This is a genomic window from Pacificoceanicola onchidii (assembly GCF_004804335.1).
GTDB lineage: Bacteria > Pseudomonadota > Alphaproteobacteria > Rhodobacterales > Rhodobacteraceae > Pacificoceanicola > Pacificoceanicola onchidii.
Genome location: NZ_SRXY01000001.1, coordinates 992,394 through 1,019,298, shown reverse-complemented (window position 1 = coordinate 1,019,298; position 26,905 = coordinate 992,394). Strand labels below are relative to the sequence as shown.

Below are 26,905 nucleotides of genomic sequence, written 5' to 3'. Positions count from 1 at the left end.
GAGAGAAGACATGACCACAAGAAGAAAGTTCCTCACCTCAGCGGCCGTCGCCCCGGCTGCGGCGCTCGCCACCCCGGCGCTGGCGCAATCGACGATCAAATGGCGGATGCAGACCTATGCCGGTGCTGCGCTGGCCGAGCATGTGATCGATCCCGCGATCAAGATGTTCAACACTATTGCGGGCGACCGGATGCAGATCGAGCTTTTCTATGCCGATCAGCTTGTGCCCACGGGCGAGCTGTTTCAGGCGATGCAGCGCGGTACGATTGATGCGGTGCAGTCCGATGACGACTCCATGGCCTCGCCCACCGAAGTCACCGTCTTTGGCGGCTACTTCCCGTTTGGCTCGCGCTACTCGCTCGACGTGCCGGTGCTGTTCAATCAGTACGGCCTGAACGAGATCTGGGACGCGGAATACTCCAAGGTTGGCGTCAAGCACATCAGCGCAGGTGCGTGGGATCCCTGCCACTTCGCCACCAAAGACCCGATCCGCAGCCTCGCCGATCTCAAGGGCAAGCGCGTCTTTACCTTCCCGACCGCGGGCCGCTTCCTTGCGCAGTTCGGCGTGGTGCCGGTGACCCTGCCTTGGGAAGACATCGAAGTTGCGGTTCAGACTGGCGAGCTTGACGGCATCGCATGGTCCGGCATCACGGAAGACTATACCGTCGGTTGGGCGGATGTGACGAACTACTTCCTGACCAACAACATCTCGGGCGCCTGGGCGGGCAGCTTCTTTGCCAATATGGATCGCTGGAACGAACTGCCGGAAGACCTGCAAACGCTGTTCCGCGTCTGCTGTGACCAGTCGCATTACTACCGTCAGTGGTGGTATTGGGGCGGCGAAGCCTCGCTGCGCGTGAACGGTACCAAGATGGAGCTGACCACGATCCCCGATGAGGAATGGGCCACTGTCGAGGCGGCGGCTGTCAAGTTCTGGGACGAGATCGCAGCGGAATCCGAGACCAAGGCGAAGGTTGTCGAGATCTTCAAGAAGTACAACGCCGACATGCAGAAGGCCGGACGGCCTTATCGTTACGGCTAAGATACAAAAGGCCGGGGCCGCATCGCGCGGCCTCGGTTTCTGAGGAGTAAGACATGGCAGACGATGGATCAAAACAGGACGCGGTCTGGCCGTTGCCGAAGTTTTACTTTTCTGTCGACATAGGCGGCATTGGGAAAATCCCGTTTCAGGAGGTCTCCGGTCTCGATGCCGAAGCCGAGCCGATTGAGTATCGCGCCGATGACACAGAGGCGTTTTCGACCATCAAGATGCCGGGGCTCGCGAACCATGGCAATGTGACGTTGAAGAAGGGCGTCTTCGTCAAGGATAACAAGTTCTGGGACTGGTACAGCCAGATCAAGATGAACACGATCAAACGCGAGAGCGTGACGATTTCTCTCTTGGATCAGGAGGGCAATCCAACCATGGTCTGGAAGCTGAGAAACGCGTTCCCAGTGAAAATCACGGGCACGGATTTGAAGTCCGACGGGAACGAAGTGGCCGTGGAAACCCTCGAGATCGCCCATGAAGGGGTGACGATTGAAAATGCCTGAGGAAGGAAGAGCGCCATGACGTTCGAAGAGTTGAAAGCGGAGGTTGAAGCCGGGATCGTCGATACGGTTCTTGCCTGCATCGTCGATATGCAGGGCCGCCTGATGGGCAAGCGCTTCCACGCCGGGCATTTCGTGGCAAGCGCCTGGGAAGAGACCCATTGCTGCAATTACCTGCTCGCCACCGATCTGGAGATGGCCACGCCCGAAGGGTTCGCGGCCACGTCCTGGGAGAACGGCTACGGCGATTATATCATGAAGCCTGACCTTGAGACGCTACGCCCCGTGCTGTGGCTTGAGGGGACGGTTATGGTGCTCTGCGACGTGCTCGATCATCACACGCATGCGCCGGTGCCGCATTCCCCGCGCCAGATGCTCAAGGCGCAGGTGGCGAAGCTGAAAGAGATGGGGTTCGACGCCATGATGGCGACGGAGCTGGAGTTTTTCCTGTTTGAGAAGAGCTTCGACGAGATCCGCAAAGGCGGCTACCGCGATTTGACCCCGATCAGCGGCTACAACGAAGACTACAATATCTTCCAGACCACCAAGGAAGAGCATGTCATGCGCCCGATCCGCAATCATCTGTGGACTGCTGGCATACCGATCGAGAACTCCAAGGGCGAAGCCGAGGCCGGTCAGGAAGAGCTTAACATCAAGTATGCTGATGCGTTGGCGACGGGCGATCACCACACGATTGCCAAACATGCGGTAAAGGAGATCGCTTGGCAAAAGGGTCATGCGGTCAGTTTCCTGCCGAAGTGGCACCCGGACCGTGTGGGCAGTTCCAGCCATGTGCACCAGTCGCTCTGGAAAGATGGCGCGCCTGCGTTCCATGATCCGGATGACGCACTGGGTATGAGCGCCCTGATGAAGAACTACGTGGCGGGCCTGCTGAAATACGCGCCGGATTACACGTATTTCCTCGCGCCCTACATCAACAGCTACAAGCGTTTCCTCAAAGGCACTTTTGCCCCGACCCGGATCATCTGGTCTGTCGACAACCGCACGGCGGGCTTCCGGCTTTGCGGCGATGGCACCAAGGCCGTGCGGATCGAATGCCGGATTGGCGGCTCGGATATCAATCCATATTTGGCCATGGCGGCGATGCTTGCGGCGGGGATCAAGGGCATCGAAGAGGGCCTCGAATTGCAGCCTCCTGCCGAGGGTGACGTGTATCAGGGTGAGACGGGGCTGATCCCCGGCAATCTCGATGCGGCGCGGGCTACTTTGAAAGAGTCCGCCGTGATGCGCGAAGCCTTTGGTCACGAGGTCGTCGATCACTACTGCCGGGCGGCAGAGGTGGAACTGGAAGAATTCGCGAAAGCGGTGACGGATTGGGAAATTGCCCGAGGGTTCGAGCGGGTTTGAACACCGGGGACCGAGAGGCGCTGCCTCTCGGGCACTCCGGGATATTTTTGCAGAAAAGAAGCAGGGGCGCGGCTCCTGAAATGTGGAGGTTTGGCAATGGGCCGGACATTGGAGTGCATCTCGCCGATAGACGGATCGGTGTTTGCGGCGCGAGAGGTGGCGGATCTGGCCGCCGCGCGCGAGAAGATCGCCGCGATGCGCGTGGCGCAGGCGACCTGGGCGGCGCGTCCGTTGCAGGAGCGGGTTGATCTCGTCATGGCGGGCGTCGCCGCCGTGGGCGCGATGAATGATGAGATTGTGCCTGAACTGGCGAAGATGATGGGTCGTCCGGTGCGTTTTGGCGGTGAATTTGGCGGCTTTAACGAGCGCGCCAGCCATACGGCTGCAATTGCCGAAGAGAGCCTGGCGGACATTGCGGTGGGTGAGGACCAGACCTTCCTGCGTTATATCAAGCGCGTGCCGCATGGGGTGGTTTTTGTCGTGGCGCCGTGGAATTACCCTTACATGACGGCAATCAACACGGTTGCCCCTGCGTTGATTGCGGGGAACGTCGTGCTGCTCAAACACGCAACGCAGACCTTGCTCGTCGGCGAGCGGATGGCACGGGCCTTCCATGAGGCGGGTGTTCCGGCGGATGTTTTCGACAATGTCTTTCTCGATCATGACACCACATCGGCACTGATTTCCGAGAAGGCTTTTGATTTCGTCAACTTCACCGGGTCTGTCGGTGGCGGGCAAGCGATGGAGCGTGCAGCGGCGGGGACCTTCACCGGTGTTGCCACAGAGCTAGGCGGCAAGGACCCAGGTTATGTCATGGACGACGCCGACGTCGATGCGGCAGTGGATACGCTGATCGACGGGGCGATGTTCAATTCCGGGCAGTGCTGCTGCGGGATCGAACGGATTTATGTGCATGAGAGCCTATATGAGACGTTTCTCGAGAAGGCGCTTGCGGTGGTGCGCGGTTACAAGCTGGGCAATCCTCTGGACAGTGAGACGACCATTGGTCCCATGGCAAATGTCCGCTTCGCCAATGAGGTGCGCGCCCAGATCACCGAGGCTGTAGCGGCCGGCGCCACCGCTCATGTCGCGCCCTTTGCAGAGGATGATGGCGGGGCCTATCTGACGCCGCAGGTGTTGACCGGGGTCACCCACGCCATGCGGGTGATGCGCGATGAGAGCTTTGGCCCCGTGGTTGGCATCATGCCGGTGAAAGACGACGCTGAGGCGATCGCGCTGATGAACGACAGCGAATTTGGCCTGACCGCGAGCCTCTGGACAAAAGATGTCGAGCGGGCACAGCGCGTGGGTGATCAGATTGAGACCGGCACGGTGTTTCTCAACCGGGCGGATTATCTTGATCCCGGCCTGTGCTGGACCGGCTGCAAGAACACTGGGCGCGGAGGCGGCCTTTCGGTGATTGGCTATCACAACCTCACACGTCCGAAATCCTACCATCTCAAGAAAGTAACGTCATGAGCCTGACTGGAAACTGGTCGTACCCCACTGCGGTGAAATTCGGGGCAGGGCGGATCGCTGAACTGCCGGAGGCCTGTGCGCAGGCGGGCATGACGCGTCCTTTGCTTGTCACGGACAAGGGATTGGCGGATTTGCCGATCACCCATCAGACGCTGGATATTCTCGAAGCTGCCGGGCTGGGGCGCGCGCTGTTTTCGGAAGTCGATCCGAACCCGAATGAAAAAAACCTTGAAGCGGGTGTTGCGGCGTATCGGGACGGCGGTCATGACGGGGTCATTGCGTTTGGCGGCGGCTCCGGGCTCGATTTGGGCAAAATGGTTGCCTTCATGGCCGGACAGACGCGCCCGATTTGGGACTTCGAAGACATTGGTGATTGGTGGACCCGCGCCGATGCCGACGCGATTGCGCCGATCGTGGCGGTGCCGACGACGGCTGGGACCGGCTCGGAAGTGGGCCGCGCTTCGGTGATCACCGACTCGGTCAGCCATGTGAAGAAGATCATCTTCCACCCGAAGGTGTTGCCTTCCGTAGTGATCTGCGATCCGGAACTGACCGTGGGCATGCCGAAGTTCATCACGGCCGGGACGGGTCTGGATGCTTTTGCGCATTGTGTCGAGGCGTTCAGCAGCCCGCATTATCACCCGATGAGTCAGGGCATTGCCTTGGAAGGCATGCGGCTGGTGGTGGAGCATCTTCCGCGCGCTTACGCGGATGGTACGGATCTGGAGGCGCGCGCGCAGATGATGAGTGCGGCGGCCATGGGCGCGACGGCGTTCCAAAAAGGGCTTGGCGCGATCCATGCGTTGTCTCACCCGATTGGCGCGGTGTTCGGCACGCACCATGGAACAACCAATGCGGTTTGCATGCCCGCGGTTCTGGACCTGAACGCGCCGCTGATTGCCGATCGGTTTGATCGCGCCGCGTCCTACATTGGCGTCGAGGGCGGCTTTGACGGCTTCCGCGCGTTTGTGCAGGACTTCAATGACAGTTTTGCCATTCCGAAAAGACTTGCGGATATGGGCGCATCTGCGGACCGGATTGACGAACTGGTGCCGATGGCTCTGGCCGATCCGTCCTGTGGCGGCAATCCGGTGGAACTGACCGAAGCCAACGTCAAAGCGCTCTTTGAGGCCGTCATCTGAGCGAAACCCTGCCCCGGCCTTGGGCCGGGGCCTTTGCTCTAAGTCACGGTGAATTGCCCCATCATGCCGCAATCTTCGTGTTCCAGAATGTGGCAGTGGTACATGTAGGGCGCCTCTGTCGGGGCGTCGTAGTCAAACCGGACAAGCACTTCTGACCAGCCTTCTTCGACATGCACCATATCTTTCCAGCCCTGCGCGTAGGCGGGCGGCTCCGCGCCGCTTTGGCTCAGGATACGGAAGGAGCAGCCGTGGATGTGGAAGGGGTGAAGCTGATCATCCACGGAAATCCGCCAGATCTCCGTGTCGCCTTTCCGCACGGTTTCATCGATCCGGTCCATTTTCATCGGCAGGCCGTTGATCGCCATCGCCCCGGCGGTGCCGCAGACATTCTCCCAGGCCAAGGCGAGCGCAGAGAGGTCCGCGCCCACGTCCATCTGCAACGCAAACGAACGTGTCACTGTTGCATCTGACCGCTTCGGCGGGGCGAGGGTGGCCAGCGATTTCGGCATGGAGCCGGTGAACCCTTTTTCCGCGGCTCGGGTCAGCGTGAGGGCCGTTTGGGCTTGGTTGCCGCCAAAGAGACTGGCCAAGAACCCGCCGCCGCCACTGAAATCGACCGTGAGCGCGTTGGTTTCAAAGGCACTCATATCAACCAGGATTTCATAGCGTTCGCCGGGCGACATCAGGATACTGGCCGCCTCGACAGGCGATGATAGGAACCCGCCATCCGAAGCAATCACCGTGATCGGCCTGGTTTCCATGGACAGGTCCAGAAAACGCGCATTGCAGGCGTTCAGGATGCGCAGGCGCACCAAACCTGTTGGGACGGTTTGGGCGACGGGTGCAAGCGCGCCGTTGACAACAAGCGTGTCCCCTTCAAATCCGTCTTCGAAGACTTCGGCTGAGAGCGTATAGGTCATCTGGCCACTTTCATCGAACATCTTGTCCTGCAGCACCAAAGTGAAGTCATCGACGCCATAGGTTTTTGGCAGATCCGCCGACAGGCTGGCCTCGTCTTCGATGAGCAGGACACCGGCCAGCCCGTGATAAGTCTGCTGCGCCGTTTTGCCGTGCATGTGTGGGTGGAACCAGTTCATGGAGGCGTGCTGAACAATGGGCACATCAGGGGACCACGTACCGCCGTCCGCGATTTCCTGATGCGGCCCGCCATCTACGTCGCCGGGAATATGCAGGCCGTGCCAATGCAAGGTGGTCACATCGCCAATGCCATTGCTGACGTCGAAGGGCAGGGTCTGGCCCTGTTTGGCCCGTATCACCGGTCCGAGATACCCTTGATTGATGCCCAGTGTCCGGCTCGCGGCTCCGGTGCCGAAATCATGGGTGCCGGGGCCGAGCGTCAGGGGGATGCGGGCGTCTATACCACCTGTCACGTCGGTCATCGGGATCAGGGGCAGCGGGCGGGGCGTGCCTTGCGCCCAGGCAAGTCCGCCGCCTGCCATCAAGATGCCAGCGCCGCTTGCCTTGAGAAAACCTCTGCGGTTCATTAAACCCTCCGATGAATATCAACCTTTGTTGATAAATGATATCGATGGGCAGTTTGTCAACTATGATTGATAAAAGAGACGACAGCTTTCTTGGGCAAAACATCAAGGGCATGATGATGACACTCATCGCCCGCTGGAACGCGCAGATGGACGAAGCCCGCGCCGAGACGGAGTTCGCTGCCGTACGACCCGCTGATATGCGTGTCTTTGCACAGCTGCGTGGACGGACCGTCAAACTGTCGATCATTCACCGCGAGATGGGGTTTTCCCGTCAGGCGGCGCAACAGGCGGTCGACCGATTGGTCAAGCAGGACATGATCACGGTGCAGCCGGATCCGGACAGTCGCCGTGACAAGCTGGTTTCAATAACCGAGAAAGGGCAGCGGTGGCGCGCCATCGCTGCCGATCAGATCAGGCAGATCGAAGCAGAGATTTCGGGAACGATCGGCGAGGATGCCAAAGAAGAGTTGCGCGCGGCGCTGCTGGCCTTGGTCAAGGTTTCCTGACGTCGCCAAACTCCAGCCACGCGCGCTCATCTGTCGAAAGCGCATCGGATATGATCGCCTCATAGGCCTCAAGCTCTTTGTCCGAAAGGTTTCCTTCCCAGGTTCCGCACCGCCCGCTGCGGAAGAAGTCACTGTCAGACTTCATGAAGCCTTTGCCGCCTCCGGGGGCATAGCGCGCGGCGTTGGCTTTCATGTGCGCGAACCCGGCCACCGCAATCAGTTGATCCATGACATGCGGCGGGTGTTCAACCTTCAGTAACCCGGCGACCTTGGCGAACGTCCCCGGCAAATCGCGCAGCATGTCTGCATAGTGGAACACGGTTACATTGTCTTTTTTCGCCCGAGCCAGCGCAGCCTGATAATGCCGTAGAATATGGGCGAGCGGGGCCAGATCGGTATCAAACCCTTCCGCCCCGCCGTCCAGAAACCGCCGGAACGCCACCCCGTCCGGATCGTCCTCTGGATACCACAGGCCAAAGAACGGCATCGGTATGTTCAGAGCGTGTTTGCGGAACGAGAAATGCACGTCAAGCGGATGGCGGAACACACAAATGTACTGCGCTGCACTGTCCAAAGGCAGCCCGTCGAGGGGCGTGTGGCTCTTGAGGCAACGGCGGGCCGTCATGGCCTCAAGACGTTCGGCAACCTCGGCCATGTCCCGCAGACGAATGTCGACCCAGGGCGTCTTGAATGACACGTCCGGTTCCACTTCCGGATCGCCGGACAAGAGCAACGCCACGATGGTCTGCATCCAGGTTGTCCCGGATTTTGGCGGTGTGGCCACGATCACGTCGTCGGGTCGAATGTTTACCCTGTCCCAGCGCCGATTGTCCGTCAGCGGGCCAAGATAAAGTTTGCGATCCGTCATGCCGGGCCTCTTAATCCTCGATTGGGTTCTCGCCGGTGTAGGTCCATCTGTACGCAGGCGGGGTCGGACCTTTATTCCGCCCGCCCTGCTGCATCTGTTCCCAACCATGCGCCATGGCCCCAACCGAGCGGGACAGGCAGAAAAGCCCCCGCGCCAACGGCCCGGCAAACCCCAGTTCAGCGTAGATCACCGCCGTGGCGCCGTCGATGTTCATCGGCACGGGTTTGCCTTTTCGGGCGTTCAACTCGGCCTGCAAAGCCCGCCCGATCCGCGCAAACCGTCCGGATACGATCCCGGCGGCGGCGGCCTCATCGACAAGGTTCATTAGCCGCGGGGCGCGCGGGTCTTCGGGCTTGTGAAAGCGGTGGCCAAAGCCGGGGACGAACGGGCTTTGCTCGGCTTGCCAGCGGTCAACGGCCTTGGCCGTTGCCGTATTCAATGTGGCGCCACCCGTGGCAGCCTCATCAATTTGGGAATAAAGATGGACCGCCTGTTCCCCCGCTCCGCCATGTACGTCGTCCAGCATGTTCACCGCATTGGCCATCGCCCCGTTCAGGCTCAGACCGCAAGTCACGGCCATGCGCGCCGCCGCAATCGAAGGCGCTTGCGGGCCATGGTCCACCGCCGCAACAAGGGCGCATTCGAACAGGCGTGCTTCTGCTTCCGACGGCAGAGCGCCGCGCGTCATCAGCCAGACCATTTGCGGAAAACTGACGTTTCCGATCAACTCTTCGATCGGGTGTCCGCGCATACGGATCTTGCCCGGCGCCATGTCGATGATTTCGGTTTGCCACCAGTCAGACACGTCACTTGTCATATCGCACCGCTTTCCTTCAGGCCGTTGATTTCGGCCTCTGACAACCCGAGGCTCTCCCAGATTTCGCTGTTGTGTTGCCCAAGTTCCGGCGGGGGCGTGTCCACAGTGGGCGCGTCTCCGTCCAGTTTGAATCCGGTTGTGACCACGTCAATATCCCGTCCCACGCCCGGCACGTCTTCGTAGCGGTGCAGGAATCCACGGTCGGCGACCTGCGGCGTCTCCAGCACTTCCGGCACGGTCAAAACCGCCCCGGCGGGCACGCCGATCCGGTTCAACTCCTTGGCCCAATCGCGGGCGTCGCGGGTTTTCAGAACAACTTCCAGCTCCGCGCGCAGAGCGTGGCGATTGGCCTTGCGATCTTCGCGCGTGGCGTAGTCCGGGCGCGCCCGAAGCGCAGCAAGCCCGAGATGGTCCGTCAGCAACACCCACTGCTCATCCTTGTTGGCGGCAATGTTCAGCACGCCGCCTTTACAGGCAAAGGTCCCGGAGGGCGCGGATGTTGGATTTTCGTTACCGTTCGCGCTCGGCTCGACCCCGGCAATCAGGTGGTTGGACACAGCCCAGCCCATGGTGGCCAAAACGGATTCGAGCATGGAGACGTCGAGAAACGCGCCGCGCGGAGAGGCATTCAATGCGGCGGCAACCGCAAAGGCGGCGGTCATCCCGCCCACCGTATCCGCCACAGGATAGCCGACCCGCAAAGGCGCGCTGGCCTCATCCCCGGTAACCGACATCACGCCGGATGCACCCTGGATGATCTGATCATAGGCGGGCCGGTGCACCCAAGGGCCTTCTTGCCCAAAACCGGAAATGGCGCAGTAGATCAGCGCTGGATGACCTGTCTTCAGCGTCTCATAGTCCAGCCCCAGCCGCTTCATGACACCGGGCCGGAAGTTCTCGACCAGCACATCGGCTGTCTTCAACAGCCGCAGAAACAGCGCTTTGCCTTCGGGATGTTTGAGGTTCACTGTGACAGACTTTTTCCCGGCATTCTGCGCAAGGAAAGACACGCCCATTCCGGTCTTGTTCAACTCCGGGTCCGCGCCCAACTGCCGGGCCAGATCACCGCGCCCCGTGGCTTCGACCTTGATGACCTCGGCTCCCATATGGGCCAGCTGGTGGCAGCAAAACGGCCCTGCCAGCACGTTGGTCAGGTCCAGAACGCGGATGCCGGTCAGGGGTTTGGCCATGGGTTCGCTCCGGTTTTACGGGTTGGCAGCGGTGAGCGCCGCGAGGTTCGGCAGCGCCTCGAAGTACCGCGAGATCCCGTCCGTCAGAGGGAACAGATCGGCCTGCAAGGCGTGGTAGATGTCCGGTTTACCATGGAATTGCCGCGCTGTGGGTTTGCCGTCTTCGCCAAGCTCCGGGAACCAGCCGCCTTTGGCATGGTCAACAAAATGGCCTTCGGCAAATTGCCAAAGCTTGCGATAGGCGGCTTCGTCTTCGGTCGTGCCTCCGATCTTCAGCAGCGAGGCGTAAACGCCAATCGCCTCGCACACCGGCCACCAATAGCGATCCGGGATCGCTGGGGTGCCGTCGAAGTTCAGCGTGTAGGCCAACCCGCCGTCCGCACGCCACGCATCGGCCAGAGCGGTGCCTGCAACCGCGCGTGCGGTGTCGACAGCCTTTCCATCCGGGCGGCCGCTCAGGTCCCAATGCTGCAGCTGAAGCCTTGCAAGCTCAAACGAGTGCCCCGGTGTGGTGCCTGCGGGGCGGAACATCGGATTGCCGGAATACTCCGGATCAACCTCCCAATCAGAGGTGTAGTGCTCCGGCAGTCGCCAGTCATAGTCAGGCGCCATCTGCCCCATGAAGAAGTCCAGAATCCGCCCGGCCTTGCTCAGGTAGACCTCTCGGCCCGTCGCTTCAAACGCGCCAAGCAGGGCTTCGACGCCGTGCATGTTGGCGTTCATGCCGCGATAGGTCGAAAACGGTGTCCAGTCGCGGTTCCATTCATCCGCAAACAACCCCGGCCCGTCTTCCCAATAGTGCTGGTCCAGCTTGGCTGTCACGTCATCAATCACCGCATCCGCATCCGGATGCCCGGCCAGTTTTGCGCTCGATCCGGCCAACAGAACGAACACATGACCATAGGCCAGTTTGCGGCTGTCGTGCACCGCATCGCCATCAAGCGCCCAGAGGTACCCGCCGTTGTCCTTGTCGTGGTGATGGCTTTGCAAATAGCGCATGCCCTGATCGATGATTTCATCGCACCCCGTCACACCGGCTGCTTTGCCCAGAGCATAGGAATGAACCAACCGCGTCGTTGTGTGAAGCTCTTGCACGGTGTCAGGCAGCGGCGCGCCGTCGTAGTCCAGCACGTGAAAGCCCGGCTTGTCACCGAGGCTGGCGCGAAACACTTCAAAGAGGCGCAAGGCGTCCTGCGCAAGCCAGCGGCGGTGCACCGGGTCTGTCAGCCAGGTTTTGTCAGTCTGGGATGCGAGGGGCAGTGCCATGGCGTGTTCTCCTGTTTGCGCAGAACCCATAGCAAAGGCGCCACGGACCTCAAGCAAAGATTTTAGCGCTATCAGCCCGCGTAGAGGGTGTTCTGGCCGTCCGCTGCACGCTTGGGCGGAATCGGTGGCGGAGGCGATTAATTCTTGCCCGATCCCGCATGATTTTTCATCATGTGCACAGGGGGGAAGCGCGTTTTTGGTCAAAAATGCGCCTTTGCGTTTCTCATCACAAAAAACCGCCCGGATAGTTCCGGGCGCATCCACTCAGGAGGAACCGTTGTTCAATCGATTTAACGCCGCAGCATTCGCTGCATCCGTCGCCCTCATGGGCCTGTCCACCGCCGCGGCTGCCGAGACCGATGTGCCTTTCGCGCTCGACTGGAAATTCGAAGGGCCGTCCGCGCCTTATTTCCTTGCCGTTGATCAGGGGCTCTTCTCCGACGCGGGCCTGTCCGTTGAAATCAGCGAAGGCAAAGGTTCGCTCGACGCCATTCCAAAGGTCGCCACCGGTGCTTTCCCGGTTGGGTTTGCCGACATCAACAGCCTGATGCGCTTCCTCGATCAAAACCCGGACGCGCCGGTCAAGGCTGTCATGATGATCTATGACAAGCCGCCATTTGCCGTTGTGGGCCGCAAGTCACTTGGCGTTTCGGCTCCCGCTGACCTGCCGGGCAAGGTGCTTGGTGCGCCGCCGCCGGATGGCGCATGGGCGCAGTTCCCGATCTTTGCCGCTGAAAACGGCCTGGATATGAGCGCAATCACCGTGGAGCCGGTCGGCTTCCCGACGCGCGAGCCGATGCTCGCCGAAGGCAAGGTTGCGTCTGTGACCGGATTCTCCTTCTCCTCGACGCTGAACCTCAAGCGTCTGGGCGTGCCTGCCGATGACATCTCGGTTATCCTGATGGCCGATCACGGTGTTGATCTTTACGGCAACGCGATCATCGTGAACACCGATTTTGCCGCTGAGAACCCGGAGGTGGTTTCCGGCTTCCTCGGTGCAATCGCCGGTGGCTGGAAAGCGGCGATTGCCGATCCGGGCACAGCGGTGGATTCGCTGCTCAAGCGCAACCCGGCGGCTGACAAAGACCTCGAAACCGAGCGTCTCCAGATGGCCATCGATGCCAATGTTCTGACTGATTACGTCATGGCGAACGGCATTGGCGGGATCGATGCGGATCGCATGGCCTCCGCCATCGAGCAGACCAAATCGGTCTATGAATTCAGCGCCGAGCCGGATGCGGCGCTCTACTTCGATGACAGCTTCCTGCCCGCCGCTGACGCGCGCATGCTGAAGTAATGGCAAAGGGGCATCGGCGGTCTTCGCCGGTGCCCGCCAGATCCTGAATGACAAATCTCATTGATATCAAGGGCGTGACTCACGCCTACAAAACGCCGAACGGCCCGTTGCCGGTTCTGAACAATCTCAACATGGCTGTGCCGGAAGGGGAGTTTTGCGCCGTTGTGGGCCCTTCGGGCTGTGGGAAATCAACCCTGACACGGCTGGTGGCCGGGCTGATGAAGCCTGACGAAGGGGAGGTCTGGCTGCACGGGGAACTTGTCAAATCCCCCCGCAAGACCGTGGGTATGGCCTTCCAGAACCCCGTCATGCTGGAATGGCGCACCATCCTTGAGAACGTCATTCTGCCGCTGGAAATCGTCGCGCCGCGCATGTCGAAGGCGGACAAGACAGAGCGCGCCATGGAGCTTCTGGCGCTTGTCGGTCTTGAGGGGTTCGAGAACAAGCGCCCCTCCGAACTGTCGGGCGGTATGCGCCAGCGCGCCTCGCTGTGCCGCGCTATTGTACACAAGCCGGACGTTCTGATTATGGATGAACCGTTTGGCGCGCTTGATGCGTTCACGCGCGAGGATCTCTGGCAGACCATGCACGCCCTGCGCGCCAAGGAGCCGTTTACGGCGGTGCTCATCACGCACGATTTGCGGGAAAGCGTGTACCTTGGCGATCAGGTGATCGTTCTTTCCGGACGCCCGGCCACCACGCAATTTGTGCTGGATGTTCAATATCCGGGCGATGGACTGCGTGATCTTGACGGGCTGTACACGCCGGAATGTGCCGACATGCTGCATGTCCTGCGCGACCAGATCAAAATCGCCCAAGGGCGCGAACCGGAGGAGGCGCACTGATGCAGACGCTCAAGAAAATCGCCATTCCGGTGCTTGCCATTTCGGTGTTCGTGGCCCTTTGGGAGCTGCTTGTCTGGGCCAACGGCTGGCCGAATTACGTCATGGCTTCGCCATCGGATCTGCCCGAAGCTTACGCTCGCTTCTGGAACCTCTTCCTGATCGGGAGCTGGCAGACGCTCTGGCGCACTGTTGCCGGTCTTGCCCTCGCCGTTTTCTTTGGCACGCTTCTGGGCATGATCATGGGCTTTTCCAAAATCGCCCGAGATGCGCTGTACCCTTTGCTTGTCGGCTTCAACGCGGTCCCGAAGGCGACGCTTGTACCCGTTCTTGCGCTGCTCTTCATCGGCCAGCACAATTTTAACACGGTGCTGATGGCATTCCTGATCAGTTTCTTCCCGATTGCCGTGTCCGTGGGCATTGGCCTGTCGACGCTGGAGCCGGAGTACCGCGACATTCTGCGCTCCCTTGGGGCCAGCCGGATCACGATTTTCCGCAAGATCGCGCTCCCCAAGACCCTGCCGGAGTTTTTTGGCGCGCTGAAGGTCTCCGCCACGCTGGCGTTTATCGGCACCAACCTTGTCGAGATCATCTCGCCGCATGGCCGGGGTCTCGGGGCGCTGTTCCTCTCCGGTCAGACCAACTCGAACTATCCGCTGATGTTCGCCGTACTGATCGCGCTCGCGGTGCTGGGGATCGTGCTTTACTACGCGGTTGTCGCTTTGGAGCGCATTTTCGCGGGCTGGGCCGAGCGTCCGCAGCACTAAACGTCATGATCATCTCCGCCGGTGCAGTTGCATCGGCGGAAATACGCGCCCGATGTATTTGCTAAATTGCATATTAACCTTTTTCCATGATAGCGGGCATCGGTCAGGGTCTTGCGGCCCATCAAAGTGCCCCTGGGGTGCCGATCACGGCATAAGCGCGGAAGAATAGATGCAATACAGGCATGAGTTTGGCCTTACGGATATTCCGGCGCCTTTGCGGCACCTGTATTTCCAATGGACGGCTCTGAAACAGCCTGGGCGCATTCCGGAGCTTTCGCAGATCAAGTTTGATGTCCTGCTGGAAGAAGATCATGCTCTGGTCGTCGCAGAAGTCGTACGTGATGAAGACGGGAACGCCATTGATTTTGTCGTGATTTTTGTCGGGGCGGCGGTGTCGCGCGCGTCTCAGTCCAACATCGTCGGGCAGCGCCTGAGCGAAGTACCGGGAAAAGGGCCGGGGTCCAACATCTGGGACCTGTATCAGGTCATGGCCTCGCAGCGTGATCCGGTTCTGGCCGCGCTGGACTATGTGGGGCCAAACCCGGAATTCCACTCGACCCGCCAAATCCTGTGCCCATTGCGCGGCGAAGACGGCACGCAGACTGTTCAGTTCATCCTGGCTGATGTCATGTTAAGCGAAGAGCCGGTGCCGAACCGGCCTGAAGACCTGCGCTGGACCGGCCCGCGTTGACGCCACAGATAGGGCGTGCAATCTGACGCCATGCTGGAGATCTTCCTCAAGACACTGCCGTTTTTTGGTTTGATCGGCCTCGGTTACGGGGCCGCAAAAACGCGCTTCTTCTCAGAAGAGGCCGCGGCCAGCATCACCAAATTTGTCTTCTACTTTGCCCTTTCGGCGATGCTACTGCGATTCTCCGCCAATCTCAGCTTTTCCGAGATTTTCGATCCGATGCTGGCCGCCGCCTACCTGTGGGGTACGGCCTTTGTCTATGGCATCGCGATTGGCGTCGCGTTCTTCCGTCGGCTCGATACGGCAACGTCAGCGATCGAGGCGCAATGCGCGGCCATCGGCAACACCGGCTTTCTTGGCGTTCCAATGCTCGCCGTGCTTCTGGGGCAGGAGGCCGTGGGGCCGATTATCCTGATCTTGTCGATTGATCTGATCGTGTTTTCTACGCTGCTGACCATTCTGGTGACCGGAACGCGCGGTGACGCCCGTGGGGCGCGGGTGGTCCGGACCGTATTCATGGGGCTTTTGAAAAACCCGATGATCGTCTCCATCGCCATCGGTCTTGGCATATCTGCTAGCGCCTTGCCGGTGCCGGAGGTGATCAATTCGTTTCTGGAAACACTCGGGGCGGCGGCCACGCCAGGCGCGCTTTTTGCCATCGGCGCTTCTCTTGCGTCCAAGTCCGCAGAGCGGATCGAGGTAGCTGCATGGCTGTCCTTCGCCAAGCTGGTTCTGCACCCGGCCTGTGTGGCGGCCGCTGCTTACATATTCTTTCCGGTGGATGCTTACAAAGCCTCTGTCGCTATTTCGGCCGCAGCGCTGCCAGTGGCGGGCAATGTGTTCATTCTCGCACAGCACTACGGTGTCGCGCCGCAGCGTGTGTCGGCCTCCATCCTTGTCTCCACCGTTGTCAGCATCCTGACCGTCAGCGTTGTGATCGGGCTCGTTTCGGTTCGATAATCGGCCCGCTGTCGCGGGAAAACCCGACTACCCACATGCTGTATGGTTTCCTAAGGTTAACCAATATTTCAGGGAGACCGACATGGAGTTTCAGGAGACTCAGCCCATAGAGCAGGGCTTTGCACCGATTTTCAAAGAACAGATTGCGCCGCATTTGGGTGCTTTGGAAGGGCAGCGGACCGAACTCAAAGCCAAGGGCGCGCAGCAGTTCAAGATCGCGCTTGGCATCGGGGTGGTTCTGGCGATTGCCATCATTGCCTATACGGGCGCATCAGCTGGCGGCATTTTCGGCGGGCTGGGTGCTTTGTTGGTCGCGGTGATTGGCGGCGCGGTGGCCAAGGGGGGACAATCGGGCAAATATACAGGCGCTTTGTCGGACCTGATCATGCCCCCGGTTTGCGACTTCCTTGGCGATACGCATTACGACAAGCGGCCTGGTGAGGTGTTTGACACCCACGCGCTGAGCACCATCGGCCTTGTCGACCTGCACGATCATTCGAACTTCGAGGATCGGATTGCAGGGCAGTATCGTGGTCTGAGTTTCGAGCTGGTGGAGACGCATCTGTCGCAGGACGTGAAGGAAAGCGACGATCGCACCACGTCCAAACAGATCTTCGACGGGTTGCTGATCCGCATTGGTCTGCCGATTCATGCCACCACCGACATTCTCGCAACCCGCGCCGTTGGCAACGTGGGTGGGGCGGTGCTGGGCTTTCTTGCCGGTGAAACCGGGCGCGGCATGCCGTCTGTGGATACGGGCTATGCGCGGTTCGAGGCGCATTACGATCTGCATGCCAAGGAGCCGGATGCCGCGATGACGCTGATGAAAGAGCCCTTGCTCGATGCGCTGATCGACGTGGGCGATGGCGAAGCGGACAAGGGCTCCGAAGGCTTTCGTGCGGCGTTCGAGGGCAAGGGTCTGTGGCTGGCGCTGGCGCGCGACGGCAAGTTCATGGAGATCGGCGGGATCGACACCGGCACTGATCAGATCAATGACACCTTGCATCGGATATTCAGCGACATGGCGTTGATCCGGCGGGTGATTGACCGCCTTCTGGATGACCCGCCCGCCGCGTGAGCGCGCGGACGGCGTGTCTTAGTCCACTTCGATCACGGATTTGTCGATAGCAAGAACGTAGCCGCGCTTGGCCACGTTCTTCACGAGCAACGCCGAAACAAGCTGATTCCCCAGCCCGTCGCGCAGACGTTTGATCCGCATCGCCCCGGCGCTTTCGTCGCAATCGACTTCCGCTTTTCCGGAAATCATCGCTTCGATCTGCGCGCCGGTGAGGATGTCATCATCCATGCGCGCTTCGGCCAGAACAGAGAGCGTTTCCATCAACGCCTCGGTCAGTTTGAACCCGGTGGAGTTGAGGTAAACCGTTTTCTCCTCGCGTGAGATCACAAGGCTTGAAACCTCGATCCCGGACCGCTCGATCTGCGCCATGCGCCGGTTAATCCCGACCAGCATGACCAGAAAAACCAGTGCCGCGATCAGCATGGCGGCGGCAAAGATCAGCAGGACAAAAATCACCATGCGATAGCTGGTCAGCGTGTCGCCAAAGGCGGTGCCGCTCTGCGCCAGAATTTCCAGCAGCTTGATCTCGGACGGGCCGGTCAGAAGGTCATTTTCGACAAAGATCCGCTCTACCCGCGCGTTGAACGCGTTGGCGTCGGGCAGGGTCAGCATCAGCACCGTGGCCACGGCCACCAGCAAAACAACAATCGCCGCGATTCCTCCCGCGACGATTCTGGTCCCGGAGCGCCGGGTGTCAGTAACGGAGGTAGTAGGCACCGGCATTGGCCCTCTTGGCTTCGGATGGCGATTGTTCGGACAGGCCCACGACGTTCAGTAAGACCCAGCCACCCGAGGCCAGACGCGCGGCGGCGGTTTGCTTTGCGGCGGATTTGCCGGGGCAGGCGCCGGGCAGGGACAGGATACCGTAATGCAGGCGCAAGGGGCTGTCCTGCTTGGCCTTGTATTCCACGTAGCACTCCGCCTGCGCGGCGGCAGGCAGGGCGGCCAAAAGGCCCGTGGCGAGGATAAGAGCGGCGATATGTTTCATGTCCCCAACCTGCGCCGGGGCGGCGCGAAATTCAATAACGCTTGGGGTTTGCGGCGTGGTTATCGGATATCCGGGCGGTGTTATTGCTTGGCTTTGAGGGCCGGGGTCAGGGTTTTCTCACGGGCCGCCGATCAGTCGGAGGCCAACCCAAAGATCATTCGATTTGCCCAAAGGAGAACCCCCATGTCCCGCAAATTCATTACCGGAGTGCTTATTGTTGCGGCCACCATCACGGCCCTTGCCACGGCACCTGCCCGCGCGGGTGACAGAGACCAGCTGCGCAAGGTTATCATTGGCGCCACGGTCTTCTACCTCACCGCACGCATGATCGACGAGCTGTCGCGGCAGGGCGTTCGGATTGATGGCCAACGGCACAGCTATGACTATGACAGGGGCCGTCGTCATGACTGGGACAAGCCGCGTCACCGCCGCGTCCTGCCGGGAAGCTGTGTGCGCAAGATCGAAATCCGCGACAAGTCGCGCCGCGTGATGCCCTATCGGTGTCTCAAGCGTAACAATGTCCGAGTGCACCGTCTGCCGGATCGCTGCGAGATCAACTGGCGTGGCCGCAACGGCATGCGCACCGGCTACAAGGTGCGTTGCCTGAAACGTCAGGGCTATGAGATCGCACAACGCTGGTAACGGAATAATCGAGCAGAGCAGGGGAAGGGCGTCTTTCGGGGCGCCCTTTTCTCTCGGAACTGAAGTGACAAGCTTATTAGGGTTTGACAAAATTTGAAATCAAGCCGGAAGAGCTTGGCAAGTCGATGACTGCTCAGTAAGCTAATCTAATAATAAAGAATTTGAGCCGAACGATAAGGCGTACCAGTGATATGGCAACAACACTCCCTCTCTTGGATAAGGTCATTTTTTCAACCGTGGAGGAAGCCGAGGAACGTGTCGAAACGGCCCTCGAATGCGATATTCTTTACTACTACGGAGAGTTGCGGACTGGTGCGGTTCCCTATTTTCGAGATGTGGTCGAGATTTTATGTGATCGCCAGGGAAAACGCGATGCACTAGGTTTGTGCCTGACTACGCCGGGCGGGCAGGCAGAAGCTGTTGAAAAAATGGTGGAAATAATTCGTCACCATTACGACTACTTTTACACTATTGTACCGCGAGCTGCGATGTCAGCCGGAACTATTCTGTGCATGGCTGCGGACAAAATCTACATGGATTATGCATCGTCCCTTGGGCCTATTGATCCTCAGGTTCCTGACCGGGAGGATAAGTTTCTGGTGCCAGCTTTGGGATACCTGGATAAAGTTAACGAGATGTTGGAGAAGAGTCGAGATGGTACGATTACCCCGGCGGAGTTTCAAATGCTGCAAAATCAAGACTTGGCAATGCTTGCCTTTTATGAACAGTCAAAGAACCTATCGGAGTCACTTCTGAAAAAGTGGCTGACAGATTACAAATTTAAAGATTGGGATACGCATCGTACGAACAACCCAGGCGCCCCTGTCACTTACTCTGAAAAGCTGGCTAGAGCGGAAGAGATTGCCGCCAAGCTTTCGAATAATCAGCTTTGGCATTCTCATGGGCGTATGATCGGTATGCAGAAGCTGCGAGATGAGTTAAGGCTTGAGATCGAAGACTACGGGTCGGTGACTGAGCAGCGAGAGGCAATCCGCCGATATTGTGACACATTGACCGGGTACCTTGAGCGTCAAGGTTCTCCGTTCTATATATTTAATCGTCACGTTCAGTAGGAGTAGAGCATGTCGATCGTTGAGAAAGTGGAAGTCGCTCTCAACAATGATGAGCGCACCCGTGATGTAAATTTTGAAGAGCAACTCAAGGCTTACGAAGAGTTTCGGAAGCGTATGGAGGCGGCCGGTGTTGCGCCCAACAAGCAGGATTTCAGCATTCCTTTGATCGAGAGAATCGGTACGTTCAGCTTTTCGAGTTGATGTGACTGTTCAGTTCTTCCGCATATGGACAGTGCGGATGCGAGCGATTATCTCGGCAGGATGGCCAAGAAACCGCAAAAAGCTGCTGACCCGAATTACAAGGTGATCGCCGAGAACCGGCGCGCACGCTTTGACTATGCCATCGAGGAAGACATCGAGGTTGGCATCATTCTGACTGGCTCTGAAGTCAAATCCCTGCGGGAGAACTCTTCGAACATCGCCGAAAGCTATGCGGCGGTCGAAGAAGGCGAGCTGTGGCTGGTGAACTCCTACATCGCGCCTTATGAGCGCGCCATGTTCAAACATGAGGAGCGTCGCCGCCGCAAACTTCTGGCCTCCAAGCGCGAGCTTTCGCGGATGTGGAACGACACCCAGCGCAAGGGCATGACGCTTGTGCCACTGGTGATGTACTTCAACCACAAGGGCAAGGTGAAGCTGAAGATCGGCATCGCCAAGGGTAAGAAGAACCACGACAAGCGCGAGACCGAGGCCAAACGCGATTGGTCCCGTCAGAAGCAACGGCTTCTCAAGCAGGGATAGAGGCTGCGGGGAATTCCCGTGATCTTTCCCGGCGACCGGACTGGGCCAATCTGTCACACCCATATCCGCCCGATGAGGGCGCGAACAAATGGGTGAGAGTATGGAATTGATTGCAAGCTTGCTGGCCGGTGCGGTTGGCGGAAACGCGGCCGGTGGCCTCCTGAAGAACCTCAATCAGGGAACCCTGATCAACTCGCTTGCGGGCATCGTCGGCGGGGGCCTCGGCGGCACGATCCTGAGCATGCTGGGCGCGCCGGATGCGGCAGGCGCAATGGGCGAAGCGGGTGGTCTCGACATCGGTTCCCTGGTTGGTCAACTCGCCGGTGGCGGTGTTGGCGGTGGCGTGATGCTGGCGGTCGTCGGCTTTATCCGCAACGCCGTCAGCAAATAAGCGCGACGCATGGGGCATGGTGCTGCAAATGCAGCCCATGCCCTTGTCAGTCTGCGCTGCCGGGACTAAGGACGAAGAGACTTTTCCTTAGATTCCCGGGGGCGTTCCCATGGCCAACGATGATCCCAAGACGCTGGTGTCGACCGAGTGGCTGGCGCGGCATCTGAAAGACCCGGATCTGCGCATTCTGGATGCCAGCTGGTATCTCCCCGGCATGGGCCGTGACCCCAAGGCGGAGTATGAAGCCGGTCACATTCCGGGCGCGCGTTTCTTCGACATCGACGAGATTTCCGACGGGCGATCCGATCTGCCGCATATGGCCCCGCCGATCGAGAAGTTCATGTCCCGGATGCGTGCCATGGGTGTCGGCGATGGTCATCAGGTGGTGATCTACGACGGCAAAGGCCTGTTCTCCGCCGCCCGCGTGTGGTGGACCTTCAAACTGATGGGCAAGGATGACGTCGCGGTGCTGGATGGCGGCCTGCCAAAGTGGACCGCCGAAGGCCGCGAGATCGAAGACATGCCACCACTGGTACGCGACCGTCACATGACGGTGCAACGCCGGGCCAACATGGTGCGGGACGTCACGCAGGTCTCGGCCGCGTCCAAACTCAAGGACCATGAAATTATCGACGCACGCGGCGCGGCTCGGTTCCGCGGTGAAGCGCCAGAGCCGCGCGAGGGCCTGCGCTCCGGGCATATTCCGGGCTCCAGGAATGTTCCGTTTGACACGCTTCTGACCGAGGCAGAGACCATGAAAGAGCCCGCGGCGCTGAAAGCCGTGTTCGAGGCAGCGGGTGTGGACCTGTCCAAACCGGCGATCACCACCTGCGGCTCCGGCGTAACGGCAGCGATTCTCAGCCTTGCGCTCGAGCGCATCGGTAAAACCGATCATTCATTATATGACGGGTCTTGGAGTGAGTGGGGGCAATTCCCCACGCTGCCCGTCGCGACCACAGAGGACTGACAGATGTTCGAATCCCTCAAGGAGCAACCAGCGGATAAAATCCTTGCGCTTATGCAGGCGTACAAGGAAGACCCCCGCGAGCAGAAGATCGACCTTGGCGTCGGTGTCTACAAGGACGCCAGCGGCAACACCCCGATCATGCGTGCCATCAAGGCGGCGGAAAAGCAGCTGTGGGATAAGGAACAGACGAAGGCCTATACGGGCCTTGCCGGGGATCCGGCCTATGGTGACGCGATGGTCTCCTTGGTTCTGGGCGACGCGGTGCCCCGCGCCAACGTCGCCGCGGCAGCGACGCCGGGCGGTACCGGCGCGGTGCGTCAGGCGTTTGACCTGATCAAGATGGCGAACCCGTCGGCAAAGGTGCACGTCTCTGACCCGACATGGCCGAACCACCTGTCGATCCTCAAGCACATGCAGGTCGAAACGGTGATGTACCGCTACTTCGACAACGACACGCGCGGCGTCGATTTCGATGGCATGATGGCGGATCTGGAAAAGGCGGATGCGGGCGATGTGGTGCTGGTGCACGGCTGCTGCCACAACCCGACGGGCGCAAACCTGAACATGGTGCAGTGGAAAGAGCTCGTTGCACTCCTGAACCGCAAAGGCCTGATCCCAATGGTCGACATCGCCTATCAGGGCTTTGGCGATGGGCTCGAAGAGGACGCGCAGGCAGTGCGCCTGATCGCTTCCTCCTGCCCGGAGACGCTGATCGCGGCCTCCTGCTCGAAGAACTTCGGCATCTATCGCGAGCGCACCGGTCTTCTGATGACCGTCGCGAACGAAGGCGGCAACCAGAAGCTCAATCAGGGCACGCTGAACTACCTCAACCGCCAGAACTACTCCTTCCCGCCGGACCACGGCGCGCGTTTGGTGACCATGGTTCTGTCCGATCCGGCCCTGCGCGCGGATTGGGCGGCTGAACTGGAAGAGGTGCGCCTGTCGATGCTGGGTCTGCGTGAGCAGCTGGCGTCGGAACTTCAGCGTCTGTCCGGCTCGGACCGCTTCGGCTTCATCGCCCAACACCGCGGCATGTTCTCCCGCCTCGGCGCGAGCCCGGAGCAGGTGGAAAAAATGCGTGCGGATTCCGGCATCTACATGGTCGGTGATTCTCGCCTGAACATCGCGGGCCTGAACAAGACGACTGTGCCGATCCTCGCCAAAGCGATCATCGACGCGGGCGTTTGATCCGTGCGCGAGGCGGGGCATAGCCCCGCCCTACGGTAAGGTGCGATTTAGAGAAACGGCGTCTCTGCAGGAGGCGCCGTTTTTCTTGGTTTTTGCCCAAGAATAGACCGGGGTCATCCGTGCGCCGTGCGGCTGTCTTCCGGGGCGTCCGCGCGGTCTTCCGGACCATAATCGCGCAGGACATGGCAAACTTTGAGCCGGTAGTCTTCGAACAGGTCCTTGCGGCCCGCCGATTGCGCTTTGCGGTGCTGGGCCAACTGACGCCAGCGGCCCACCGCTGCCTCGTTTTCGAAGAAACTGATGGAGAGCAGCTTCTGCGGATTTGTCAGACTCTGAAATCGCTCGACGCTGATGAAGCCTTCGATCTCTTCTACCAACGGACGCATTTCAGCAGCAATGTCGAGGTAAGCGTCGGTCTTACCGTCTTTTGGTATGACTTCGAAGATAATGGCGATCATAGTTGTCTCCTCCCCCTGTGCTTCTTTTCTGTCCAAATATCCCGGGGGAGTCACGCACTTGTGCGGGACGGGGGCAGGGCCCCCGGTTCCTCCGTCGGGGCAGATGTCAGGAACGGGCGCAGGAGCGCCATCGGATGCGCCCGGAGCGAAAGGCGCAGGGCAACGTAATCTTCAACCACCTCCTGCCCAAGGCTCATGGCGGGCAGGTTGGCGGCAGGCTCATGAATGGCTTCCCCGTCCATATCCAGTGCAAAGAGCGGCAGTTCCGGCCCGTTGGTCAGCGCCTTGGCCTCCCAAAGTGCGGAGCGGCGGGGCAGGTCCAGAGCGGCGAAGCAATCCGCCTCGGCCAGACGCGCCAGCAGCTGCGGGCCAAGCCCTGCCCGTCGCCAGACATCGCGCACCGTGGTATAGCCATTGCCGCGTGCCGCCGTGATCCAGTTTGCATCCTCTTCGGCCAGCCCCTTGATCTGCCGAAACCCGAGGCGCAGGGCCAGGCCGCCGCCTTCGTCCGGCTCCATCCGGTTGTCCCAGAAGCTGGCGTTGATGCAGACGGGGCGCACCGTGACCCCATGTTCGCGCGCATCGCGGACGATCTGCGCCGGGGCGTAGAACCCCATCGGCTGGGCATTGAGCAGGGCGCAGGCAAAGATGCCGGGGTGGTGCCGTTTGATCCAGGCCGAAGCATAGACCAGCAGGGCAAAGCTCGCCGCGTGGCTTTCCGGAAAACCGTAAGAGCCAAAGCCTTCGATCTGGGAAAAACAGCGCTCCGCAAAATCCTGATCGTACCCGTTATTCGCCATGCCGCGCAGGAACCGCGTGCGAAATTCGGAGACATTGCCGTGCTTCTTGAAGGTGGCGAGGGAGCGGCGCAGGCGGTCCGCTTCCTCCGGTGAAAACCCCGCGCCGGTGATGGCGATCTGCATGGCCTGTTCCTGAAACAGCGGCACGCCGAGCGTTTTGCCGAGCACCTTGCCCAGCTCATCCGACGGAAACTGCACCATCTCCTCGCCATTGCGGCGGCGGATGTAAGGGTGAACCATGTCGCCCTGGATGGGACCGGGGCGGATGATGGCGACCTCGATCACCAGATCATAGAAACAGCGTGGTTTCATGCGCGGCAGGAAGTTCATCTGCGCCCGGCTTTCGACCTGAAACACCCCGATGGTGTCCGCATCGCAGAGCATGTCATAGACGCGTGCATCCTCGGGCGGCAGGGTGGCGAGGCTATGGGTCTTGCCGTGGTGAAAGGTGATCAGGTCAAAGGCCTTGCGGATGCAGGTTAGCATCCCGAGGCTGAGCACATCGACCTTCAGGATGCCAAGCGCGTCGATGTCATCCTTGTCCCAGCAGATCACCGTACGGCCCTCCATGGTGGCGTTTTCGATCGGGACAAGCTCATCCAGCCGCCCTTCGGTGATGATGAACCCGCCCACGTGCTGGCTCAGGTGCCGGGGGAAGCCCATGATCTCGCGCACGAGGGCAAGCGTCAGGCGCAGTTGCCGGTCACCCGGATCAAGCCCGATCTCGCGCAGGCGGTGATCCTCTACCGCTTCATTCGAAAAGAACCCCCAAAGCTGTGAGGACAGCGCGCCGATGGTGTCCTGACTGAGCCCCATGGCACGGCCCACTTCGCGGATCGCCCGCTTGCCCCGGTAATGGATCACCGTGGCGCAAAGCCCCGCGCGATGGCGGCCATAGCGCTCATAGATGTGCTGGATCACCTCCTCGCGCCGCTCATGCTCGAAATCCACGTCAATGTCCGGCGGTTCATCCCGCGCCTCGCTGACGAAGCGCTCAAACACCATGGTGCCGACCTCGGGGCTGACGGAGGTCACGCCGAGCGCATAGCAGACCACCGAATTGGCCGCAGAGCCGCGCCCCTGACAGAGGATATCGCGCGAGCGGGCAAAGGCGACGATGTCGCGGACGGTGAGGAAATAGGGTTCGTATTTCAGCTTGGCGATGAGGGTCAGCTCATGCTCCAGCATGGCGCGCACCTTGTCCGGCGCACCCTGCGGGTAGCGCCAGCCGAGGCCCTCATGCGCCAGCCGCGAAAGCCGTTCCGTGGCGGTTTCCTTATTGGTGATCTCGGACGGGTATTCATAGCGCAGCTCGGCAATGTCGAAGGTGCAGGCCTCCGCCAGCGCACTGGCCCGATCCACGGCATCTGCATGTGGCCCCAGCAGGGCGCGCATCTCACCCTCCGAGCGCAGTCTTTGTTCGGCATTGGCCAAGGCAGACCGGCCAAGCTGGCTGACCCGGCAACCGCTGCGAATGGCCGTCAGAACATCCGCCATGCGCCGCCGCGCGCCGTGGTGCATCACCGGGGTTGCGGTTGCCACCGTCGGCAGGCCAAGGCGGTTTGCCAAAGCGGCCAGCTCGTCCAGATAGGCTTTGCCCTCACCGCGGTAGGCCGGGGCCAGCGCCAGTGCCATCTGCCCGGCAAAGCGGCGCGACAGCTGGTCCGCCTTTGCAGCCCATCCGCCCGCGCCGGGCGTCTGCCCTTGTGCCTGTGACGGCGGGTGCAGGATCAACCGCAGCCCCGGCATGTCCGGGGGCAAGTCCTCAAGGCCGAGGTCGCAGGCGCCTTTCTCGGCCCTCAGCCGCCCTTTGGAAACCAGGCGGCAGAGCCCGCGCCAGCCCTCCCGCGTGGCGGCCAGACAGGTAATCTCCACCTCATCACGAAACACCAGCCGCGCCGCCGGGATCAGCCGGGGTACCCGGTCGATGCAGATCTGCGGGGGCTCCCCCGGATGCCCCTCGGGCAGGGGCGGGCCAATTGCGCCATCCTTCGCCTCGAACCTGTGGCGCTCCGAGATCTGGTGGCGGATTTCCTTGGCCTGGCTGTGCGCGCGCACGATCCCGGCCACGGAGTTCACATCGGCTATGGCAATCGCCTCAAGGCCCAGCAGCGCGGCACGTTCCATGTACTCCTCGGGATGAGACGCCCCGGTGAGAAAGGTGAAGTTCGACGTGATGCACAGCTCCGCAACCATGCACCTTTATATGTTCTCTTTTTGTTCCATGGCGAGTCCTTCCGCCTCCATCCTGGCAAAAAGACCCAAAACCGGGCCAAACCCCGTCTGTTTGCAAATCCGCCCCCCAGCGCATACCCTGCGCGCCAATCAAG

Annotated in this window: 28 protein-coding genes; 19 read left to right on the top strand and 9 right to left on the bottom strand. The window is 60.4% G+C overall.

Going from position 1 to position 26,905, the window contains the following annotated elements:
- Positions 1 to 10: 10 nt before the first annotated feature.
- The 5 genes from E4662_RS04995 to E4662_RS04975 all read left to right on the top strand — a co-directional run bounded on the left by E4662_RS04995 (position 11) and on the right by E4662_RS04975 (position 5,540).
- Positions 11 to 1,042, top strand: a complete 1,032-nt coding sequence (locus E4662_RS04995) for a TRAP transporter substrate-binding protein (protein WP_136440137.1) — start codon at positions 11 to 13, stop codon at positions 1,040 to 1,042.
- A 53-nt stretch (positions 1,043 to 1,095) separates the two neighbouring features.
- On the top strand, positions 1,096 to 1,554 hold the full coding sequence (locus E4662_RS04990) for a phage tail protein (protein ID WP_136440136.1): 459 nt from the start codon (positions 1,096 to 1,098) through the stop codon (positions 1,552 to 1,554).
- A gap of 15 nt (positions 1,555 to 1,569) precedes the next feature.
- Positions 1,570 to 2,919 (top strand): glutamine synthetase family protein, encoded by a 1,350-nt coding sequence (locus tag E4662_RS04985; RefSeq protein ID WP_136440135.1) that lies wholly within the window; start codon positions 1,570 to 1,572, stop codon positions 2,917 to 2,919.
- Positions 2,920 to 3,015: 96 nt separating this feature from the next.
- The gene (locus tag E4662_RS04980) at positions 3,016 to 4,398 is read left to right on the top strand and encodes an aldehyde dehydrogenase family protein (protein WP_136440134.1); all 1,383 of its coding nucleotides are present in this window, start codon (positions 3,016 to 3,018) and stop codon (positions 4,396 to 4,398) included.
- A complete protein-coding gene (locus E4662_RS04975) occupies positions 4,395 to 5,540 on the top strand; it encodes an iron-containing alcohol dehydrogenase (protein WP_136440133.1) in 1,146 nt (381 codons plus the stop codon). Before E4662_RS04980 ends, E4662_RS04975 begins: the two co-directional genes overlap by 4 nt.
- Before the next feature lie 38 nt (positions 5,541 to 5,578).
- Here E4662_RS04975 and E4662_RS04970 read toward each other — a convergent pair whose 3' ends face one another.
- Entirely contained in the window at positions 5,579 to 7,045 is a 1,467-nt protein-coding gene (locus E4662_RS04970) for a multicopper oxidase domain-containing protein (protein ID WP_136440132.1), read from the bottom strand.
- Between the two features lie 62 nt (positions 7,046 to 7,107).
- Between E4662_RS04970 and E4662_RS04965 the strand changes: the two genes are divergently transcribed.
- Positions 7,108 to 7,551 (top strand): MarR family winged helix-turn-helix transcriptional regulator, encoded by a 444-nt coding sequence (locus E4662_RS04965; RefSeq protein ID WP_168797890.1) that lies wholly within the window; start codon positions 7,108 to 7,110, stop codon positions 7,549 to 7,551.
- On the opposite strand, the gene E4662_RS04960 is transcribed toward E4662_RS04965, so the two are convergent.
- Genes E4662_RS04960 through E4662_RS04945 form a run of 4 tightly spaced genes read right to left on the bottom strand, consistent with a single transcriptional unit; the run spans position 7,538 to position 11,692 of the window.
- On the bottom strand, positions 7,538 to 8,419 hold the full coding sequence (locus E4662_RS04960) for a sulfotransferase domain-containing protein (protein ID WP_168797889.1): 882 nt from the start codon (positions 8,417 to 8,419) through the stop codon (positions 7,538 to 7,540). The two genes, E4662_RS04965 and E4662_RS04960, sit on opposite strands and share 14 nt — an antisense overlap.
- Before the next feature lie 10 nt (positions 8,420 to 8,429).
- Entirely contained in the window at positions 8,430 to 9,236 is an 807-nt protein-coding gene (locus E4662_RS04955; protein ID WP_136440129.1) for a citryl-CoA lyase, read from the bottom strand.
- A complete protein-coding gene (locus tag E4662_RS04950; protein WP_136440128.1) occupies positions 9,233 to 10,426 on the bottom strand; it encodes a CaiB/BaiF CoA transferase family protein in 1,194 nt (397 codons plus the stop codon). Before E4662_RS04950 ends, E4662_RS04955 begins: the two co-directional genes overlap by 4 nt.
- 15 nt (positions 10,427 to 10,441) lie before the next feature.
- The gene (locus E4662_RS04945) at positions 10,442 to 11,692 is read right to left on the bottom strand and encodes an AGE family epimerase/isomerase (RefSeq protein WP_136440127.1); all 1,251 of its coding nucleotides are present in this window, start codon (positions 11,690 to 11,692) and stop codon (positions 10,442 to 10,444) included.
- A 277-nt stretch (positions 11,693 to 11,969) separates the two neighbouring features.
- Here E4662_RS04945 and E4662_RS04940 point away from each other — a divergent pair, with 277 nt between their 5' ends.
- The 6 genes from E4662_RS04940 to E4662_RS04915 all read left to right on the top strand — a co-directional run bounded on the left by E4662_RS04940 (position 11,970) and on the right by E4662_RS04915 (position 17,327).
- Positions 11,970 to 12,989, top strand: a complete 1,020-nt coding sequence (locus tag E4662_RS04940) for an ABC transporter substrate-binding protein (RefSeq protein WP_168797888.1) — start codon at positions 11,970 to 11,972, stop codon at positions 12,987 to 12,989.
- A 47-nt stretch (positions 12,990 to 13,036) separates the two neighbouring features.
- Positions 13,037 to 13,834 (top strand): ABC transporter ATP-binding protein, encoded by a 798-nt coding sequence (locus E4662_RS04935; protein WP_136440126.1) that lies wholly within the window; start codon positions 13,037 to 13,039, stop codon positions 13,832 to 13,834.
- Positions 13,834 to 14,598 carry an ABC transporter permease gene (locus E4662_RS04930; protein ID WP_136440125.1) on the top strand — a complete coding sequence of 255 codons (765 nt, stop codon included), beginning with the start codon at positions 13,834 to 13,836 and terminating at the stop codon, positions 14,596 to 14,598. Before E4662_RS04935 ends, E4662_RS04930 begins: the two co-directional genes overlap by 1 nt.
- A 169-nt stretch (positions 14,599 to 14,767) precedes the next feature.
- Positions 14,768 to 15,289: a hypothetical protein gene (locus E4662_RS04925; protein ID WP_136440124.1), complete on the top strand. Its 522-nt coding sequence runs from the start codon at positions 14,768 to 14,770 to the stop codon at positions 15,287 to 15,289.
- 30 nt (positions 15,290 to 15,319) lie between these two features.
- Positions 15,320 to 16,249 carry an AEC family transporter gene (locus tag E4662_RS04920; protein WP_136440276.1) on the top strand — a complete coding sequence of 310 codons (930 nt, stop codon included), beginning with the start codon at positions 15,320 to 15,322 and terminating at the stop codon, positions 16,247 to 16,249.
- 82 nt (positions 16,250 to 16,331) lie between these two features.
- Positions 16,332 to 17,327: a DUF3137 domain-containing protein gene (locus E4662_RS04915; protein WP_136440123.1), complete on the top strand. Its 996-nt coding sequence runs from the start codon at positions 16,332 to 16,334 to the stop codon at positions 17,325 to 17,327.
- Positions 17,328 to 17,345: 18 nt separating this feature from the next.
- On the opposite strand, the gene E4662_RS04910 is transcribed toward E4662_RS04915, so the two are convergent.
- Both E4662_RS04910 and E4662_RS04905 read right to left on the bottom strand, forming a co-directional pair.
- Complete coding sequence (locus E4662_RS04910) at positions 17,346 to 18,050, bottom strand: winged helix-turn-helix domain-containing protein (protein WP_136440122.1); 705 nt, start codon at positions 18,048 to 18,050, stop codon at positions 17,346 to 17,348.
- On the bottom strand, positions 18,022 to 18,315 hold the full coding sequence (locus E4662_RS04905; protein WP_136440121.1) for a hypothetical protein: 294 nt from the start codon (positions 18,313 to 18,315) through the stop codon (positions 18,022 to 18,024). The genes E4662_RS04910 and E4662_RS04905 overlap by 29 nt, the downstream gene beginning before the upstream one ends.
- 183 nt (positions 18,316 to 18,498) lie before the next feature.
- On the opposite strand from E4662_RS04905, the gene E4662_RS04900 reads away from it, so the two are divergent.
- The 7 genes from E4662_RS04900 (at position 18,499) to E4662_RS04870 (ending at position 23,317) form a co-directional block, all read left to right on the top strand.
- Positions 18,499 to 18,957: a hypothetical protein gene (locus tag E4662_RS04900; RefSeq protein WP_136440120.1), complete on the top strand. Its 459-nt coding sequence runs from the start codon at positions 18,499 to 18,501 to the stop codon at positions 18,955 to 18,957.
- 191 nt (positions 18,958 to 19,148) lie between these two features.
- Entirely contained in the window at positions 19,149 to 20,030 is an 882-nt protein-coding gene (locus tag E4662_RS04895) for an SDH family Clp fold serine proteinase (RefSeq protein ID WP_136440119.1), read from the top strand.
- A gap of 9 nt (positions 20,031 to 20,039) precedes the next feature.
- Positions 20,040 to 20,231 carry a hypothetical protein gene (locus tag E4662_RS04890; RefSeq protein WP_136440118.1) on the top strand — a complete coding sequence of 64 codons (192 nt, stop codon included), beginning with the start codon at positions 20,040 to 20,042 and terminating at the stop codon, positions 20,229 to 20,231.
- A gap of 60 nt (positions 20,232 to 20,291) precedes the next feature.
- Positions 20,292 to 20,771 carry an SsrA-binding protein SmpB gene (smpB, locus tag E4662_RS04885; RefSeq protein ID WP_136440117.1) on the top strand — a complete coding sequence of 160 codons (480 nt, stop codon included), beginning with the start codon at positions 20,292 to 20,294 and terminating at the stop codon, positions 20,769 to 20,771.
- 100 nt (positions 20,772 to 20,871) lie between these two features.
- Complete coding sequence (locus E4662_RS04880) at positions 20,872 to 21,162, top strand: hypothetical protein (protein WP_136440116.1); 291 nt, start codon at positions 20,872 to 20,874, stop codon at positions 21,160 to 21,162.
- A 109-nt stretch (positions 21,163 to 21,271) separates the two neighbouring features.
- Positions 21,272 to 22,129 carry a 3-mercaptopyruvate sulfurtransferase gene (gene sseA, locus E4662_RS04875; RefSeq protein ID WP_136440115.1) on the top strand — a complete coding sequence of 286 codons (858 nt, stop codon included), beginning with the start codon at positions 21,272 to 21,274 and terminating at the stop codon, positions 22,127 to 22,129.
- Positions 22,130 to 22,132: 3 nt separating this feature from the next.
- On the top strand, positions 22,133 to 23,317 hold the full coding sequence (locus E4662_RS04870; protein ID WP_136440114.1) for an amino acid aminotransferase: 1,185 nt from the start codon (positions 22,133 to 22,135) through the stop codon (positions 23,315 to 23,317).
- Positions 23,318 to 23,430: 113 nt separating this feature from the next.
- On the opposite strand, the gene E4662_RS04865 is transcribed toward E4662_RS04870, so the two are convergent.
- Together E4662_RS04865 and E4662_RS04860 are read right to left on the bottom strand one after the other, a co-directional pair.
- Positions 23,431 to 23,775, bottom strand: coding sequence for an antibiotic biosynthesis monooxygenase family protein (locus tag E4662_RS04865; RefSeq protein WP_136440113.1), 345 nt, complete (start codon positions 23,773 to 23,775; stop codon positions 23,431 to 23,433).
- 50 nt (positions 23,776 to 23,825) lie between these two features.
- Positions 23,826 to 26,771 carry an error-prone DNA polymerase gene (locus tag E4662_RS04860; RefSeq protein WP_136440112.1) on the bottom strand — a complete coding sequence of 982 codons (2,946 nt, stop codon included), beginning with the start codon at positions 26,769 to 26,771 and terminating at the stop codon, positions 23,826 to 23,828.
- Between the last annotated feature and the right edge of the window lie 134 nt (positions 26,772 to 26,905).

What these genes read in the sequence shown, in the direction of transcription:
- E4662_RS04995 (WP_136440137.1), top strand. Translation starts at nt 11, where the DNA reads ATGACCACAAGAAGAAAGTTCCTCACCTCAGCGGCCGTCGCCCCGGCT.
- E4662_RS04990 (WP_136440136.1), top strand. Translation starts at nt 1,096, where the DNA reads ATGGCAGACGATGGATCAAAACAGGACGCGGTCTGGCCGTTGCCGAAG.
- E4662_RS04985 (WP_136440135.1), top strand. Translation starts at nt 1,570, where the DNA reads ATGACGTTCGAAGAGTTGAAAGCGGAGGTTGAAGCCGGGATCGTCGAT.
- E4662_RS04980 (WP_136440134.1), top strand. Translation starts at nt 3,016, where the DNA reads ATGGGCCGGACATTGGAGTGCATCTCGCCGATAGACGGATCGGTGTTT.
- E4662_RS04975 (WP_136440133.1), top strand. Translation starts at nt 4,395, where the DNA reads ATGAGCCTGACTGGAAACTGGTCGTACCCCACTGCGGTGAAATTCGGG.
- E4662_RS04970 (WP_136440132.1), bottom strand. Translation starts at nt 7,045, where the DNA reads ATGAACCGCAGAGGTTTTCTCAAGGCAAGCGGCGCTGGCATCTTGATG.
- E4662_RS04965 (WP_168797890.1), top strand. Translation starts at nt 7,108, where the DNA reads ATGATTGATAAAAGAGACGACAGCTTTCTTGGGCAAAACATCAAGGGC.
- E4662_RS04960 (WP_168797889.1), bottom strand. Translation starts at nt 8,419, where the DNA reads ATGACGGATCGCAAACTTTATCTTGGCCCGCTGACGGACAATCGGCGC.
- E4662_RS04955 (WP_136440129.1), bottom strand. Translation starts at nt 9,236, where the DNA reads ATGACAAGTGACGTGTCTGACTGGTGGCAAACCGAAATCATCGACATG.
- E4662_RS04950 (WP_136440128.1), bottom strand. Translation starts at nt 10,426, where the DNA reads ATGGCCAAACCCCTGACCGGCATCCGCGTTCTGGACCTGACCAACGTG.
- E4662_RS04945 (WP_136440127.1), bottom strand. Translation starts at nt 11,692, where the DNA reads ATGGCACTGCCCCTCGCATCCCAGACTGACAAAACCTGGCTGACAGAC.
- E4662_RS04935 (WP_136440126.1), top strand. Translation starts at nt 13,037, where the DNA reads ATGACAAATCTCATTGATATCAAGGGCGTGACTCACGCCTACAAAACG.
- E4662_RS04930 (WP_136440125.1), top strand. Translation starts at nt 13,834, where the DNA reads ATGCAGACGCTCAAGAAAATCGCCATTCCGGTGCTTGCCATTTCGGTG.
- E4662_RS04925 (WP_136440124.1), top strand. Translation starts at nt 14,768, where the DNA reads ATGCAATACAGGCATGAGTTTGGCCTTACGGATATTCCGGCGCCTTTG.
- E4662_RS04920 (WP_136440276.1), top strand. Translation starts at nt 15,320, where the DNA reads ATGCTGGAGATCTTCCTCAAGACACTGCCGTTTTTTGGTTTGATCGGC.
- E4662_RS04915 (WP_136440123.1), top strand. Translation starts at nt 16,332, where the DNA reads ATGGAGTTTCAGGAGACTCAGCCCATAGAGCAGGGCTTTGCACCGATT.
- E4662_RS04910 (WP_136440122.1), bottom strand. Translation starts at nt 18,050, where the DNA reads ATGCCGGTGCCTACTACCTCCGTTACTGACACCCGGCGCTCCGGGACC.
- E4662_RS04905 (WP_136440121.1), bottom strand. Translation starts at nt 18,315, where the DNA reads ATGAAACATATCGCCGCTCTTATCCTCGCCACGGGCCTTTTGGCCGCC.
- E4662_RS04900 (WP_136440120.1), top strand. Translation starts at nt 18,499, where the DNA reads ATGTCCCGCAAATTCATTACCGGAGTGCTTATTGTTGCGGCCACCATC.
- E4662_RS04895 (WP_136440119.1), top strand. Translation starts at nt 19,149, where the DNA reads ATGGCAACAACACTCCCTCTCTTGGATAAGGTCATTTTTTCAACCGTG.
- E4662_RS04890 (WP_136440118.1), top strand. Translation starts at nt 20,040, where the DNA reads ATGTCGATCGTTGAGAAAGTGGAAGTCGCTCTCAACAATGATGAGCGC.
- smpB (WP_136440117.1), top strand. Translation starts at nt 20,292, where the DNA reads ATGGCCAAGAAACCGCAAAAAGCTGCTGACCCGAATTACAAGGTGATC.
- E4662_RS04880 (WP_136440116.1), top strand. Translation starts at nt 20,872, where the DNA reads ATGGAATTGATTGCAAGCTTGCTGGCCGGTGCGGTTGGCGGAAACGCG.
- sseA (WP_136440115.1), top strand. Translation starts at nt 21,272, where the DNA reads ATGGCCAACGATGATCCCAAGACGCTGGTGTCGACCGAGTGGCTGGCG.
- E4662_RS04870 (WP_136440114.1), top strand. Translation starts at nt 22,133, where the DNA reads ATGTTCGAATCCCTCAAGGAGCAACCAGCGGATAAAATCCTTGCGCTT.
- E4662_RS04865 (WP_136440113.1), bottom strand. Translation starts at nt 23,775, where the DNA reads ATGATCGCCATTATCTTCGAAGTCATACCAAAAGACGGTAAGACCGAC.
- E4662_RS04860 (WP_136440112.1), bottom strand. Translation starts at nt 26,771, where the DNA reads ATGGTTGCGGAGCTGTGCATCACGTCGAACTTCACCTTTCTCACCGGG.